Annotated in this window: 14 protein-coding genes; 8 read left to right on the top strand and 6 right to left on the bottom strand. The window is 59.0% G+C overall.

From position 1 onward, the window contains the following. Nucleotides 1–9 precede the first annotated feature (9 nt). Genes EV281_RS30270 through EV281_RS30240 form a run of 7 tightly spaced genes read left to right on the top strand, consistent with a single transcriptional unit; the run spans nt 10 to nt 6,973 of the window. Nucleotides 10–1,047 carry an NAD(P)-dependent oxidoreductase gene (locus EV281_RS30270; RefSeq protein ID WP_132658537.1) on the top strand — a complete coding sequence of 346 codons (1,038 nt, stop codon included), beginning with the start codon at nt 10–12 and terminating at the stop codon, nt 1,045–1,047. After that, nucleotides 1,047–1,955, top strand: a complete 909-nt coding sequence (locus EV281_RS30265) for an allantoinase PuuE (protein ID WP_132658536.1) — start codon at nt 1,047–1,049, stop codon at nt 1,953–1,955. Before EV281_RS30270 ends, EV281_RS30265 begins: the two co-directional genes overlap by 1 nt. Then, nucleotides 1,948–3,633: a thiamine pyrophosphate-requiring protein gene (locus EV281_RS30260; RefSeq protein WP_132658535.1), complete on the top strand. Its 1,686-nt coding sequence runs from the start codon at nt 1,948–1,950 to the stop codon at nt 3,631–3,633. The genes EV281_RS30265 and EV281_RS30260 overlap by 8 nt, the downstream gene beginning before the upstream one ends. 15 nt (nt 3,634–3,648) lie before the next feature. Then, on the top strand, nt 3,649–4,983 hold the full coding sequence (locus EV281_RS30255; RefSeq protein WP_132658534.1) for a dihydroorotase family protein: 1,335 nt from the start codon (nt 3,649–3,651) through the stop codon (nt 4,981–4,983). A gap of 10 nt (nt 4,984–4,993) precedes the next feature. Further along, entirely contained in the window at nt 4,994–5,767 is a 774-nt protein-coding gene (locus EV281_RS30250; protein ID WP_132658533.1) for an SDR family oxidoreductase, read from the top strand. A 44-nt stretch (nt 5,768–5,811) separates the two neighbouring features. Continuing rightward, a complete protein-coding gene (locus EV281_RS30245; RefSeq protein ID WP_132658532.1) occupies nt 5,812–6,597 on the top strand; it encodes an SDR family oxidoreductase in 786 nt (261 codons plus the stop codon). A gap of 7 nt (nt 6,598–6,604) precedes the next feature. After that, nucleotides 6,605–6,973, top strand: coding sequence for a cupin domain-containing protein (locus EV281_RS30240; protein ID WP_132658531.1), 369 nt, complete (start codon nt 6,605–6,607; stop codon nt 6,971–6,973). Between the two features lie 232 nt (nt 6,974–7,205). On the opposite strand, the gene EV281_RS30235 is transcribed toward EV281_RS30240, so the two are convergent. The 5 genes from EV281_RS30235 to EV281_RS30215 form a co-directional block, all read right to left on the bottom strand. Continuing rightward, the gene (locus tag EV281_RS30235) at nt 7,206–7,682 is read right to left on the bottom strand and encodes a response regulator (protein ID WP_132658530.1); all 477 of its coding nucleotides are present in this window, start codon (nt 7,680–7,682) and stop codon (nt 7,206–7,208) included. After that, nucleotides 7,679–8,803, bottom strand: coding sequence for a PAS domain-containing protein (locus tag EV281_RS30230; RefSeq protein ID WP_132658529.1), 1,125 nt, complete (start codon nt 8,801–8,803; stop codon nt 7,679–7,681). The genes EV281_RS30235 and EV281_RS30230 overlap by 4 nt, the downstream gene beginning before the upstream one ends. A gap of 238 nt (nt 8,804–9,041) precedes the next feature. Then, entirely contained in the window at nt 9,042–10,817 is a 1,776-nt protein-coding gene (locus tag EV281_RS30225; protein WP_132658528.1) for a PAS domain S-box protein, read from the bottom strand. A 433-nt stretch (nt 10,818–11,250) separates the two neighbouring features. After that, nucleotides 11,251–11,493 (bottom strand): DUF2934 domain-containing protein, encoded by a 243-nt coding sequence (locus EV281_RS30220; protein WP_132658527.1) that lies wholly within the window; start codon nt 11,491–11,493, stop codon nt 11,251–11,253. 90 nt (nt 11,494–11,583) lie between these two features. After that, on the bottom strand, nt 11,584–12,204 hold the full coding sequence (locus EV281_RS30215) for a DUF1684 domain-containing protein (RefSeq protein WP_132658526.1): 621 nt from the start codon (nt 12,202–12,204) through the stop codon (nt 11,584–11,586). 553 nt (nt 12,205–12,757) lie between these two features. Here EV281_RS30215 and EV281_RS30210 point away from each other — a divergent pair. Further along, nucleotides 12,758–13,138 carry a response regulator gene (locus tag EV281_RS30210; RefSeq protein WP_132658525.1) on the top strand — a complete coding sequence of 127 codons (381 nt, stop codon included), beginning with the start codon at nt 12,758–12,760 and terminating at the stop codon, nt 13,136–13,138. A gap of 598 nt (nt 13,139–13,736) precedes the next feature. Here the strand turns inward: EV281_RS30210 and EV281_RS30205 are convergent. Continuing rightward, a complete protein-coding gene (locus EV281_RS30205; RefSeq protein ID WP_132658524.1) occupies nt 13,737–14,306 on the bottom strand; it encodes a type 1 glutamine amidotransferase domain-containing protein in 570 nt (189 codons plus the stop codon). Between the last annotated feature and the right edge of the window lie 348 nt (nt 14,307–14,654).

Here is a 14,654-nt window from a genome sequence, read left to right as displayed (position 1 = left end):
GGATTTGAAATGACCCTTCTCGTCACCGGCGCAACCGGCTTCGTCATGAGCGTCCTCGCACGGACGTGGCTCGATCGTGATCCCCTGGCGCGTGTGGTCGTCCTTGATCGTGCCGGCCTGGATGCCATGGCGGAACGTTATTTTGCTCCGGTTCGCGATCGGCTCACTGTGGTGACGGCCGATATCCGCGATCGCAACGCGTGGGAAGCAGCGCTCGACAGCCACGATATCCGCTACGTGGTGCACGGCGCGACCGTTACTCCGATTTCGCGTGGCAGTGCTGCAGAGGCAAATCGCCAGCCCGAAGCCGAAGACCCTGCCAGGATCGTCGATGTCAATCTCATGGGCACCGTGCATATGCTCGAATGGCTGCGGACGCGTCCCCTCATTCAACGTCTGGTCTTCGTCAGTTCGGGTTCTGTCTATCGTCATCACGGGCCGGATTGGACGGGCGAACCCCTTCCGGAAGGCGGGTATGTCGCACCTCTGACGCTCTACGGGATCTCCAAATTTGCTGCCGAGATGGTTGTCAACCGCTATGCCGATCTCTTCGGTCTGTCGGCCGCCTCCGTCAGGCTCGCCTCGGTCTACGGTCCAATGGATCGGGCCACGGGCAGCCGCAATTTCCGGCATGTGCCAAACCGCATCGCCCATATGGCGCTTGCAGGCGAGGCAATCCGCCCGAACAGCCTGGAACCTGTCGGCGACTACGTCACCTCGACGGATGTCGCCGATGCGATCGTCGCACTCCTCCTCGCGGACAGGCTGCGCTACCGGCACTACAATATCGGCAGCGGAGAGACCTCCACGATCGGCGACATCGTCGGTTGGGCAAGGGAACGCGCGCCTCACCTACAAGTCGAAGTGAGCCCGGCCGAGAGCGCCAACATCGTCCAGGATGTTTCGCTGAAAGACGGGATGTGGGGCGCCTATGACATTTCCCGCATCGCGTTGGATACGGGCTGGCGGCCGCGCTGCGCCAGGCAGTCCTTCCATGATTACATGGACTGGATCATCGAAAACGAACATGAGAGCGAGGAGAAGTGATGAGCGCAACGGCAAAAGATCAATCGCGCGATTTCGTCGGCTATGGCCCGAACCCACCGGTCGTCACTTGGCCGGGCGGGGCAAGGCTCGCGATCAATCTCGTACTGAACTACGAGGAAGGCGCAGAATACTCCTGGCTCGAGGACGGGCGAAACGACAATTGGGGCGAATACAATATACCCAACAGCCCGCCGCTGCGTGACCTCGGAACGGAAACGCATTTCGAATATGGCAGCCGCGCCGGCGTCTGGCGTCTGGCACGTCTGTTTGACCGATATGACATTCCCGTGACCGTTTCGGCCTGCGCCGTTGCGCTCCAGAAGAACCCTGCCGTTATCGACTGGATGAACGCCCGCGGCCACGATCTCCTCGGCCATGGCCTGCGTTGGAGCGAATATTCAGCCATGCCGCGCCATGAGGAGGAAGAGCAGCTTCACGAGGCGATCGCGCTTTATCAGAAACTCACGGGAAGACGGCCGCTCGGCTGGAACTGCCGCTCCTTTCCAAGCGTCAACACCCGTGACCTGATCGTCAGGGAAGGGGGATTTCTCTATTACTCCGACCCCTGCAACGATGACCTTCCCTATTTCCTCGACCATGAGGGGACGCGGCTTCTCGTCGTGCCATATTCGAAGACGCTGAACGACAGCCGCTATCTGATTGCGCCTGGCTACAGCAATCCGCGCGACTTTGCCGAGGATTGCCGTGCTGCCATCGATTACATGGTTGGGGAAGCCGATGAGACCGGCGGGCGGATGCTGACGATCGGCGTGCACGCTCGCTGGATGGGTCAGCCCAACCGAGCCTCGGGCCTGCGCGATGTGATCGAACACGTCAAGAATACCCCCGGGGCTAGCTTCATGCGCCGGCAGGATATTGCCCGCTACTGGATCGATCATCATGGCTGACGGCACACATGTACTGGCTGAAGGACACTTGCGCGCAGAGACGATGACCGGCGCGGACTATATTGCCGGGGTCCTGAAGGAAGAAGGCGTCAAACAGATCATCGGTTTTCCGGCGAGCGAGCTGTTCGATGCCTCGGCAGCGCTCGACATTCCGCCGCTGATTGCCCGCACGCAGCGGGTTGCCGTCAATATCGCTGAGGGTTACGCGCGGGCAACGGCCGGCAAGGAGCTTGCTGTCGTCACGGTGCAGTACGGTCCGGGAGCCGAAAGCGCATTTTCCGGCATAGCGCAGGCCTTCAACGATCGCGTGCCGATGCTGTTCCTGCCGACCGGCTATCCACGCGGCGCGGAAGCCGTCTCTCCAAATTTCGAATCCCGACGCAATTTCCGTCACATCACGAAGTGGTGCGAGGCGGCAACGCAGGTCGCCCATCTGCCGAAGCTGATGCATGCGGCGATATCGCGGGTGCGAAATGGCCCGCCGGCGCCGGTCCTTCTCGAGTTGCCTGTTGATCTCCTGGCCGAAAAGCTCGATGCCCTGCCGGCCGACCATCGCCGTCCGCGCCGGAGTGTGACCCAAGCCGACGATGGGGAGGTCGCCACACTCGTCGAGACGCTGCTTGCGGCCAAAGAGCCGCTCATCCTGGCGGGCCAGGGCGTTCTGTCGGCATCGGCCACGGCTGAACTAGTCGACCTCGCGGAGCTTTTGAAGATTCCGGTCATGACGACGCCGAACGGCAAGAGCGGTTTTCCAGAGGACCATCCGCTGGCACTCGGGACCGCGGGGCGCGCACGTCCGGCGACGGTCGATCATTTTCTGGACAGGGCCGACGTTGTGCTGGCGCTCGGCAGCAGCCTGACGCGATCCTACTACATTCTGCCAATGCCGGACGACAAGGTTATCCTGCAGGTCACGATCGACGAGGCTGATCTCGGCAAGGACTATGCGATCGCGCAAGGGGTGATTGGCGATGTGGGGTCTGTTCTGAAGCAGATGACTGCCCGTATCCGCGAGGCGCATGGGTCGCTCGGCGAGCGGCCTGATCCGGTCGCCGAGATTGCCCGCGTGCGAGCTGCCTTCATGGAAAAATGGATGCCGCTCCTGACATCGCAAAGCCGGCCGATCTCGCCATACCGTGTCGTGTGGGAATTGATGCAGGTGCTCGACCCGGAAACATCGATCGTCACGCATGACGCCGGCAACCCGCGCGATCAGTTCTGCCCCTTTTATGTGGCCACGGCGCCCGGCAGCTATATCGGCTGGGGAAAAACCACCCAGCTTGGCAGTGGTCTCGGTTTCGCCATGGGCGCCAAGCTTGCCCGCCCCGACGCGACGGTCGTTAATCTGATGGGCGAATCCGCCTTCGGCATGGTCGGGATCGACTTCGAGACGGCAATACGATGCAATCTTCCGGTCTTGACGATCGTGCTGCGCAACAACGTGCTCGGCGGTTACGCCAAGAGCATGCCGATCGCCACCAGCAAATATGGAGCAAACCGGCTGAGCGGAAACTACGCCCCGATTGCCGAGGCCCTCGGTGGTCATGGCGAATGCGTGGTCGAACCGGAAATGCTGCGTCCGGGTCTTTTGCGCGCACTGGAAAAGGTCAAGGCGGGGCAGGCGGCACTCGTCGAGGTCGTCACGCATGAAGAGCCGCGACTTGCGGGTCTGTGGTAGGGACGGGAGCCGCGTATGTTCGACACGCTGATCACCGGCGGAACCGTCGTCAATGCGGATCGTGAAAGCCCTGCTGACGTCGGCATTCGCGGTGGAGAAATTGCTGCCCTTCTTGCGCCGGGCGACACCGCTACGGCACGAAGCTTCATCGATGCTCGCGGCAAACAGCTGTTGCCTGGTCTGGTCGATGCGCATGTGCATTTGCGCGAACCGGGATTGACGCAGAAGGAAGATTTCGAAAGCGGTACCCATGCCGCCGCCCTTGGCGGGGTGACGACGGTCCTCGATATGCCGACTGACGATCCCTGGACGGCAACCGCTCAGCAATTGTCGGAAAAGATGGCGAGTGCCGCAGGCCGTCTTCATGTCGATGTCGGTTTTCAGGCAGTGCTTTCGAGGAAAATCGATAACCTGGACGACCTGCTGGCCTTGTCGCCGGTTTCTCTCGAGCTGTTCACGGCCGACGTGCCCGTCGACTACCGTTTCGACACGATGGATGCTGTAACCGAGATGCTGCGCCGTGTTGTGGGCGCCGGCCCGGTGATAGGAGTTTCTCCCGGCGAGCAATCGATCCTCGAGGGCAGCGCCGGACGCAACCGGGCTGGCGACATCAGGGCATTTCTGGAAAGCAGACCGCCGCTTGCTGAAGCTGGGGGGATTGCGCGGGCGGTGCTGGCTGCAGCCGAGACCGGCGCGCGTGTGCATGTACGCCAGGTGAATTCCAAGCTTGGCGTAGAGACGTGGCGCCGCTTTCGTGGAATGGCGGATGTCACCGTCGAAACGACACCGCAGAACCTGTTTTTCACCTCTGAAGATTACGAGACTGCGGGCGCCAGACTCAAGGGATCGCCTCCCTTCCGCAGCCGTGACGATGTAGTGGCTTTGCGCAATGCGGTCTCTGAAGGACTGATTGCCATCATGGCGACGGACCATGCACCCCATAGCCCGCTAGAGAAATCCCTTCCCCATGACGTCTTTGCCGACATTCCGGGCGGCATGCCCGGTCTCCAGACGCTGCTCCCTGTTATGCTGGATCTCGTGGCGGAAAAGCTTATGACCCTTCAGGATCTGGTCCGCATCTGCTCTCGCAACCCCGCGCTTCGCTTTGGGCTGGGGCGCGCCAAGGGTGCCATCGCGGTTGGTCGTGACGCTGACATTCTGCTTATCGATATGACCCGTTCCACTGATATCACCGACATCACTCAGGTCTCTCGCGCAGCCTATACCCCTTTTCATGGCAAGCGCACGCCCGGCAGGCTGACGGACGTGTTTCTGCGTGGTGAACGCATCGTCGCAGACGGAGCACTTATTGCCTCGCGCCGCGGCCGAGTTGTCCGCAGCCTCGCTTGAAGGAATTCCAATGCCTATGCTCGATGATAAAATTGCAATTGTGACCGGTGCCAGTTCAGGTCTCGGACGCGCGATCGCACTTCGCTATGCCGAAGAGGGCGCAACCGTCGTCATTGCCGACCTATCCGAGGCTCCGATCGAGGGAGGCGATACTACGCGTGCCCTTATTGTCGCGGCGGGCGGAAGCTGTCTGTTCGTCAAGACCGATATCGCCAGCTGGGCGGACGTCGATGCGCTTGTCTCCCAGACAGTAAAAGAGTTCGGTCGCCTCGACATCATGGTCAACAACGCCGCGATATACACTTCGACCAATCTTCTCGATACCTCCCTGCAACAATGGGATCGGGTTATGTCGGTCAACGTTACGGGCTTCTTCTACTGTTGCAAACGCGCGGTAACGCAGTTCCTGACACAGGAGCCTGAGGGCGAGGCGCGGGGCCGGATCATCAACGTCTCCTCGCAGCACGGCATGGTGGCTTGCCCAGGCGATTTTCCCTACGGCGTCAGCAAAGGAGCAATCGTACAGATGACCCGGCAGATCGCGGTCGATCACGCCGCCGATATGATCCTCTGCAACGCGATCGCACCCGGCAAGATCATCACCGGCAAGCCGGGCGTCGCCAATGATCCCGACGCCCTCGACTATTCGCGACGGCGTACGCCCTGGCCGCGTCTTGGAGAACCCCGCGATGTCGCGGGTGCGGCCCTTTTCCTTGCCAGCGATATGGCGAGCTACATCACCGGCGTCAACCTGATGGTCGATGGCGGCTGGATGGCCGGCTGATCTGACGCCGGACAAAAATCGACAACAACAGAAAGGAACAGACCATGGATCTGGGATTGAATGGTAAAACGGCTCTCGTATTGGGGGCTGGCGGAGGACTTGGCGGTGCGATCGCCAAAACGCTCGCTTCAGAGGGTGCGCAGATTGCGGTCGCTGACATTAACAAGGAAGCGGCCGAAAAGACGGTTTCCGATATAAGCACAGCCGGCGGTTCGGGTATGGCCGTGGAATGGGACCTTGCCAACCTTGACGCGATCGCCCCTAATCTCGCCGCCATCGAAAATCAACTCGGCTCGGTCGATGTCCTCGTCAATATCACCGGCGGACCGCCGCCGACGCTGGTCTCCGGTCAAAGCGCTGACAGCTGGCGCAAGTATTTCGACAGCATGGTGCTCTCGGTCATCGCCATCAGCGACGCTGTTCTTCCTAAGATGCGGGAGAGGAAGTGGGGCCGCATTATCACGTCGACATCATCGGGTGTCGTCGCACCCATTCCCAACCTCGGGCTTTCGAATTCACTTCGCATGTCGCTCCTCGGCTGGTCGAAAACGCTGGCAGGCGAGGTGGGCCGTGACGGCGTGACGGTCAACGTCGTCCTTCCGGGCCGTGTCGCAACCCAACGCATCACATACCTCGACGAGCAGAAAGCCAAGCGTGAAGGCAAGTCCGTAGAAGACGTTTCAGCAGCCAGCACAGCCTCGATCCCCGTTGGTCGCTACGGTGATCCGCAGGAATACGCCGATGTCGTCGCCTTCATGGCGAGCAGCAGGGCATCCTATCTCACCGGCTCGCTAATCCGCGTTGATGGCGGGCTGATTGCGAGCGTATGAGGTAGACATGCTGATTGATTGGAAGACATTGCCGGCTGTTGCCGGCATGCGGGCAGGCTCCTCCCGCAAGGGAATCTGCGCCGATAAGATCTCGGCCGTGCGTATTGAAACGGCGGCAGACGCTGCTTTCGATGGCAAGACACACTCACACGAAAATGAGCAGATCTTGATTATGGTTTCGGGTCTTTGCAAGCTCGTCATCGATGGCAAGAAGCTTGAAGCCAGCGCGGGCGACATGGTTTTCTTTCCGGCAGGCTCGCGACACGCGGCGATCGGAACGGGGCCGGAAGGTTGTGTCTATTATGAGATCTTTGCACCGGCGCGTCCGGACCAGCTTCCCGGGTGGATTGGCTCGTCAGTTCTGAGGTTCGAATAAGAAGAGATTGATCGGGGCGGCCTAAAAGCCGCCCTACGAGTCGCAGATGTTGAGACTTGTTACCCGGTCCGGATCCGCCGATTGCACCGCCAGAAATCGCGGCACAAGTGTTTTCCGGCTGGATTTGAGACTTTGGAAGCCGCCGTTCACGAAAACTGAAGATTTCGATGGTTCCTGCACGGCCGGAGCAAGCGGGATATCCGCTCAGCCAAAAGATTGCTTGCCGCACCGCCTACCGTTCGTTGAGGTTATCCTGAGCCTCCCAGAATGAGGTCGAACTCCGTGCGCCTGCAAACACGATGGTCCGAGCGTCGTCGGCGAGCACAAGGCTTGCGGGAGGGGAGATATCTTCCTCACCCATCAGGATCGCTGAGATATAGGCAAGAGCATTCGTCATGCCGTTCATCGTGTAGGGCTTTTCGATGGCGCCGAGGGCGCCCGCGAAGTCCGCGGGGATCTTTTTGATATTACCGCTGACGAACACGTACGGAATGCCTTTGGATGCCAGATCGCGCCCGACCTCGATCCCCGTTGGACCGTCCTGAAGATGAATATCGACAAAAGCGAAATCCGGCCGATGCGCTCGCAGGAGGTCGTCCACCTGCCTTCGGTTCATCGCCACCCCACTCACCTCGTGTCCGGCCATTTCAACCTCGGTTTCAAGCTCCATGGCGAGCAACATCTCATCTTCGACAATCATAACCTTCAATGCGCGCTCTCCTGTGCATCGACGAGCAAAGTGACATCGACCGTTGTCCGATGTCCCTCGATCCGCTTCTCGATTTTCGCGTCGACCTGCTTGGCAGAGGTCTCGAGAAGAATGCGACCGATCTCGGCGGTATCCGCATCGACCTCAACCGGTATGGACGTGTCCTCCACTCTGATTAGGAAATGGCCGTTCAACCGTTTGACGACGACATGGATGTCGCCGCCACCGTCGCTTAAGCCGCGCCGGACGGCGTCGCCGATAAGCTCGTTGACGATCAGCGACAGCGGTGTCGCCTTTACGGCCGGCACATAGAGGGGATGCAGATCAAGCGTCAGTCGGATATCCTTGCGCCCAACAGCTTCGACAAGATCGGTGACGAGTTCCTTCGTGAAATCCGCGACGTCGAAGCGCGAGACGTCCTCCAGCGTGAACAGTTTCCTTTGAACGGTGCTTAAGGCCTCCACGCGGTTTAGCACGGACCTCAAAACGCGCTTCTGCCCTTCGTCCCTCGTCAGCCGGGTCTGGAGTTTTACGATCGACGCCATGGTCAGCAGGTTGTTCTTGACGCGGTGATCGACCTCGTGGACGAGCAGCGACCTGGCTTTGAGTGCAGCCTCCAGTTTCTCGGTGTGCGCGGCGACTTCCTCTTCTGCACGATGACGTGCGGCGGCGAGATCCGCCTCCCGTGATTTCACATTGGTGAAGTCGAGCTGGGAGGCGAAGAAGTAGATAATCTTGTCGTTATCGTCGCGCACCGGAGATAGGAACAGGGCATTCCAGAAGGGTTCGCCATCCTTCTTGTAGTTCAAGATGTCGATGGCGATATCGGAACCGGCGCTGATTGCGGCGCGAATGCGACCCACCGTTTCCAGGTTCGTCTCCGGGCCTTGAAGGAAGCGGCAGTTTCGACCGACCGCTTCGCTGCTCGAATAGCCGGTCAGCTTTTCGAATGCGGCATTGCAAAAGATGATGGGATTATCGGCCTGATTTGGATCGGTGACAATCATCGGCATACGCGTCGCTTTGAACGCTGCGGCAAAGGGGTCTTCGCGAACGTGGCGGCTAACAAGGCGCTCCCCGGCATCTCGCGCTTCAGCTCGTTTCTGGTCGTTTTCCTGCATAGTGACCTAGTGGTTTCTAGTCTCGGTGTAATGCATTGTGGGTCTTCGAGTTCCCGCTCCATCCTCGGCGACAGCTTGCCCGACCCCGATGCGCTCCATCGGTGAGAGGGCCGAAAACAGTTAGGCTGGAGAATTTTCCCGTTCAAGGATCCACACAGCATGCGGCGATCGGCGAAAATTGGGCGCTTGCGGAGAAAAGACGGGAGACGCGAGCATGACAGAAATGGCCGAAGACCAGCTATCGTCGCTCCGGTGCTGCGTCCGGATCCAAGATCGCCTCGATCTCGCAGATGACACCGGCAGGATCGTAGTTGATTGTCGAACGGCCATTCAGCTCGGCTGCCAGAAGCCTCTCGACCAGACGCGAACCAAAGCCTTTCCGGGACGGCGGTTGTACTGTCGGGCCATCCCGCTCGACCCATCTGAACCGCAGCCTCGTGATGGCCTCCTCATAGCTCCAGGAGATCGAGACCCTCCCTTGAGCGACAGACAATGCTCCATATTTTGCGGCGTTCGTTGCAAGCTCATGGATTGCGAGCGAAAACGAGAGAACGGCCTTCTGAGGCAACAGCACAGCGCAGCCCTCGATGTCGAACCGCTCAGGAGGGTAGGGTTCCAGCACTTGGCTGACTAACTCTCCCAAGTCAGCGCGTTGCCAGTCGCGATGCGTGAGCAGATCGTGTGCCTTCGCCATCGAAATGAGGCGATCCTGGAATGCGCTCACTTGGTTCCGATCTGTTCCCTCTCGATCCAGGGTCTGTCTTGCAATAGCAATGACAGTGGAGAACGTATTCTTGACGCGGTGATTGAGCTCGCTGGTCAGCACCGTTTGAAGACGTTCGGCCTCCTTTCGGGCCGTGATGTCGTGCGCCACCTTGGAAGCGCCGATCGTTCTTCCATTGCTGTCGTAGATCGGGGAAACGCTCAGCTGGACGTCTACCAGGCCGCCATCTTTTCTTCGACGCTGCGTCTCGTAAGGTTCCACGACCTTTCCGGCGCTGACTTGCCGAAGAATTTCCGGCTCCTCGTCACGACGTCCTTCCGGGAGGAGCATCAGGACCGACTTTCCCACCGCCTCGTCTCGAGTGTATCCGTATAGCCTCTCGGCAGCCGCATTCCAGTTGGTGATCGTCATGCCGAGATCGATACTGAGGATGGCGTCGTTGGAGGAAGCGATAATCGACGCAAGCAGGCGCTCCGCTTCCTGGGCGCTCTTCCTGGCCGAGATGTCAATGGCGATGAATCCTACCTGCCGGATTGAACCATCGTCATCTGTGAGGGCAGAGACCGAGACAGCCGTCCATACGAGACTTCCGTCTTTCCGCACGCATCTCTTTTCCATATCGAAGGGTTCGCCGGTCTCGGCAAGGCGCATGAAAAGCCGTTCAGCTTCCTGACGGTCGTCCGGAAACGTCAAGTCCTGAAAACGGATGCCCACAAGCTCCTCCCGCTGGTAGCCGAGCATCTCGCAGAAGCGCTGGTTGACGAGGGTCATCCGGCCCTGAAGGTCGGTCTGGCCAATACCTGCGGCGGACTGGGAAAATAGCGCCCGCAGACGTTCCTCGCTCTCCTTGAGCGCTTGCTGCGAACGCACTCTTTCTGTCGTCTCGCTGACGATGCAGAACACCCCGCGGACGCTACCGGTTTCGTCTTTGATCGGCGAATAGGAAATGTCGAAATAGACGGTTTCGGGATGTCCGTGACGCTCGATGTAAAATTGACGATCCCTGGCGGAAACGGTTTCGCCACCATGAAGGACGCGATCCAATAAAGGCTTAAGGTCATCCCAGAGCTCGCCCCAGTTCTCCTTTGCCGGTCTTCCGAACGCACGCGGATGCCTAAGGCCGATCGTGGGAGCGTAGGCGTCGTTATAAAGGGCTGCATACTGGTCGCCCCAGAACATCACGATCTGTGCATGTGAAGGAAGCATGATGTCCACGGCGGACTTCAGACAATCAGGCCATTCCGACGGCGGTCCCACGACGGAGTCGTCCCAGAGCCCCCGCTCGATCATGTCCGCTATTCCGGCACACGCGGTTTCATTGTTCAATTCGATTGCAGACACTCTATCGACCCTATGGAAACAGATGTGAAGTTAAGCCGCTTGAACGCGATAACAAGGGGACACGCTCAACACTGCGCGCCGTTTCGATAGTGGAAGCCATCACATGGCGCACTAATGTGAAGAATGGCTGCGACTGCCGGAAACGTTCCCGAGCCCACCCGAAGGCCGTGCCCGGTAGCAGGGGAACGGAGAGGATGGAGGCAATGCGCCAGAGGGGCAGGCCGCACCTACATCACTCCGTGCCAGCGGAGGATGTCCGAGATTTTCATATCCAACTGGGAAATGCACGACTGGTCAAGGTTCCTGACAAGGAATCGAGACCCGGCATTGCCGTTCGGACCGCTGCGCCCAAAGGCTGGCCCTCAGGGCCATCGGGTACTTGTCAGTCAGCGCTCGACACGGAAGGCGGCCTGAGATCTACCGCTGATGGCGCTTCTGCGCCCTGGCCATTGAACTGGCTGTCGGCTTCCTGGTTTGCGTCGGTCACCTCGGCGGCGTCCGTCTCTACTGCTTCGCCGTCCTCGTCTGCGCGCCGCCAGTGATCGAGATGTCGTCCTTCGGGGCGACCTTCTGCCTCCCAAATTCTGTAGGCGCGCTCTCGCCGTGCTTGCTCGCGATCTCCCATGGAAAAGCTCCTTGCTTGATGTGAGCCTTAAACGGGCGTCCGGTGCCCAAGTTCCGGTGCGAACGTTCTGCCTTTCTGCACTAGACGCTTTCATGCCGAAATAGGATGCCGTTCTCCGGCTCTTACCGCGCCCGCCAGCCGATTGCCCGATGGTGCCAATGGGCAGACGTAGCGAGATGAATAAGCGCACGAAGGAAAATAGGAGAAGTTGAAATCGAGCACTAGTTTACCGTCCGGCCGGACAACCCCAAGGTCTGCTCCCTTGATGGTGTCAAGAAGGTATCGGCCGCCACCATACGTCTCGCTTCCTGATGTCGCATCGGCAAACGGCAGGAAGACGCCACCGCCGTAACCCTCAATCCAGTAAAGGGTCAGTTCGCCACCAAGTCTAGCGTCCAAACCGGTGGTGCGTGCAAACGAACGCATCGACAACTCGCCATCCGATCCCGTAGCGATGGTCATGTGATCCGCGGTTACTGGAACGAGCTCTACCGCCAGGCGCAACGATGCATCATAAGGAAACGTTGTCGGCCCGTGATAGGTCTTACGGTCTTGTGCTTCGATTGGGGACTGAGGATGGTCGCGAAACATCTTCGAACGAGTGTCACACCAAGTTCTCCAGGCATCGGTAACATTCTCGTTGAAACGCGCCTGGTAATAGAGGTTTGCGATCTTCTCGCGCCAGTCCCAAAGCTGTTCAGTTTCGTTCAATTCATTATCTCCCGTGACCGAAAACGCCGCGCCGCTTTCTCTGATCTAAAAGCTCGCCAACGTTAAAAGCCAGCGTGTGATCGGGTGTGTTGCACTGCCCGCGTCAATTACGGGTGACGTTTAAGTGCGGAGTCAACAACGACTGAAAGATAACTAAAAATGCTTCAGCAGGCTATCGGCCCGGCCCCACTAGCTTTACAGACGGACCGTCGGTCACGGAGCTTCGCCAGCGAACAATCTTCGGGCAAAAAATGAGGTCTGCGACACGTGCATAGCGCATGGCTCCATTGCGCGAATTTGCCTACTCGTTGGGCTAGACAAGCATAAATTGTCGGTATCGAAGCGTTGCATTCCTCCGGCGATTCTTCGGACTTGAGTGACCTCGTCCTCCTCCCAGAGTTCATTCTCTATCGAACCGCGGCATCCTCCTCCCAGCGGTCGTTCATGTGATCAAGAAGCCTGTCGCACCTCTTCCCGCAACAGGCTCATTAGTCCACGCGACTGGGTCATCTTCCCCATCGGCCCGTTCGCTCCCGAAATGAGAGAATGCGATATGATCAAAGACAAAGCCATCAGCGTACTCGTGGTCGACGACGAGGCGTTGGTCAGATTGGCAACGAAGTCCTTGCTCGAAGATGCCGGTATGATGGTTGTCGAAGCGAGCAATTATGCAGATGCGGTTGCCATCCTTGAGACATCTCAGAACATCGACGTGCTGTTAACAGACATCCGCATGCCCGGAGAACTGGACGGACTTGCGCTCGCTACCTTCACGAAGGTACGCTGGTCGTCGGTGAAAGTCATGGTGATATCCGGTGATCGTGAAACAACCCAATCGGATATTCCTACGGGGGTACGGTTCTTCGCCAAGCCGTATGAAAGCCGGCAGCTGATAGCTACCATCCAAGGCGAGGTCCTTGGATATGCTGGCTGATACGTATCAGAGGTTCCGTTTGGAAGGGCTCCCGTTTGGTATGAAAAATTTCTGTGGCGCACGCCTGAGACGCCGCCGTCCTGAAGGTGATGAAGACGAATGATGATGGCACCGTCACCACCCATGACAGAGCCATCCCTCACGAGGAGGCGATCCCGGCCTCTGAGGCGTTCCTCCATGAAAGTTCATCAGGACGAAGAACGCCATTGCCTGGATGGAGACAACCGCGACAATCCTTCCGATCTTGAAAGCGTTCGAATGTGAACCCACCTAAAGGGACGCACCCGACCAACGACCGCCTGCCGCGAAATGAATTCGCCTGCTTGGCGTGTCCGGGTGAAAGAGGGCGCTCCCTATGACGGGTAGAGCGCCCTCTGTCTTTAGTGCGGAGTCGTCGGCCACTCTGGTCAAGGTGCTATCGCGGCGAGGAAGGGGCCGCGCTAAAATCGGCTGTCGAACAACAGACGCCTCCAGTTTCATCGTCTTCCCTCAAGCAAATCATTTCACGCCGTTCGTCGCCCGGATGGTCCGGCGTTCCATGTGTTATAGCCGCCGCCCCTTCTTGAAATTTGCGAGGATTTTGGATGCTTCCGGAGAGTCAGGCCCTACGAGCTTGTTTGGGATGCTTGCCCTCGGCGAACTCCTCGACGATCTTCGCGCAGAAGGCCGGGAGATCATCTGGCTTTCGACTGGTGACCAATCCCTTGTCGGTCACGACTTCCTCGTCGACCCAGACGCCGCCCGCGTTCTCGATATCCCTACGGATCGACGAATAAGAGGTGAGCGTCCGCCCCTTGAGAACATCCGCTTCGACCAGCAGCCAAGGGCCGTGGCAGATTACCCCCACCGGCTTCGCTTGCTCAAAAAATGAGGTCACGAAAGAGACGATATCCTGGTTCGCCCTCAGCTTGTCGGCACCAACCGTGCCGCCCGGAATGACGAGACCGTCGAAGTCCGACGCGGAAACATCCTTCACAGCTTTGTCGACCCTATAGCTTCTGCCTGGGTCCAGGTCGCCGTTGTTCGTCTTCGCCTCTCCCGTCTCGATACCAACGACAGTGACGGTTGCGCCCGCGGCCTCCACAGCCTCCTTCGGCTGCTTGAACTCGGGATCTTCGGTCCCCCGCGGCGCGATCAGGACAGCAATTTTCTTACCTGCCAGGGTCATGAGGTTCTCCTTAGTTATTGAGAATTCGACACAAGTGTCAGAATTTAAACCTGGAAGAGAACTCGATGTTCCGCCACCAGGCGATCAATTCCCTGCGGGGCGCCAGACTATCGCTGGACAGGCGGAACGATGGCAGCGCTCATAGTCGATCGAGGTTGCGGAAGAAGTGCTGGAGGATGAGTCTGCGGTATCCTCGCTCCGAGATCTACCGCTGGGAGGAGGTCGAGCCAATCATGAGCAGATGGCCGCATTCGTGCAGCGCGACAATCAAGATGAGACGAAGCGTCAATCAAGATGAGACTCTGCAGCAGCGGTGGAACGCAGAGAGGGCGTAGCCCGAACGGAGTT

Origin of the sequence: Rhizobium sp. BK418, assembly GCF_004341105.1 — a bacterium.
In the GTDB taxonomy this organism is placed as follows: Bacteria; Pseudomonadota; Alphaproteobacteria; order Rhizobiales; family Rhizobiaceae; genus Rhizobium.
The sequence above is the reverse complement of the archived record's forward strand: the minus strand, read 5'-3'. Positions and strand labels throughout refer to the sequence as shown.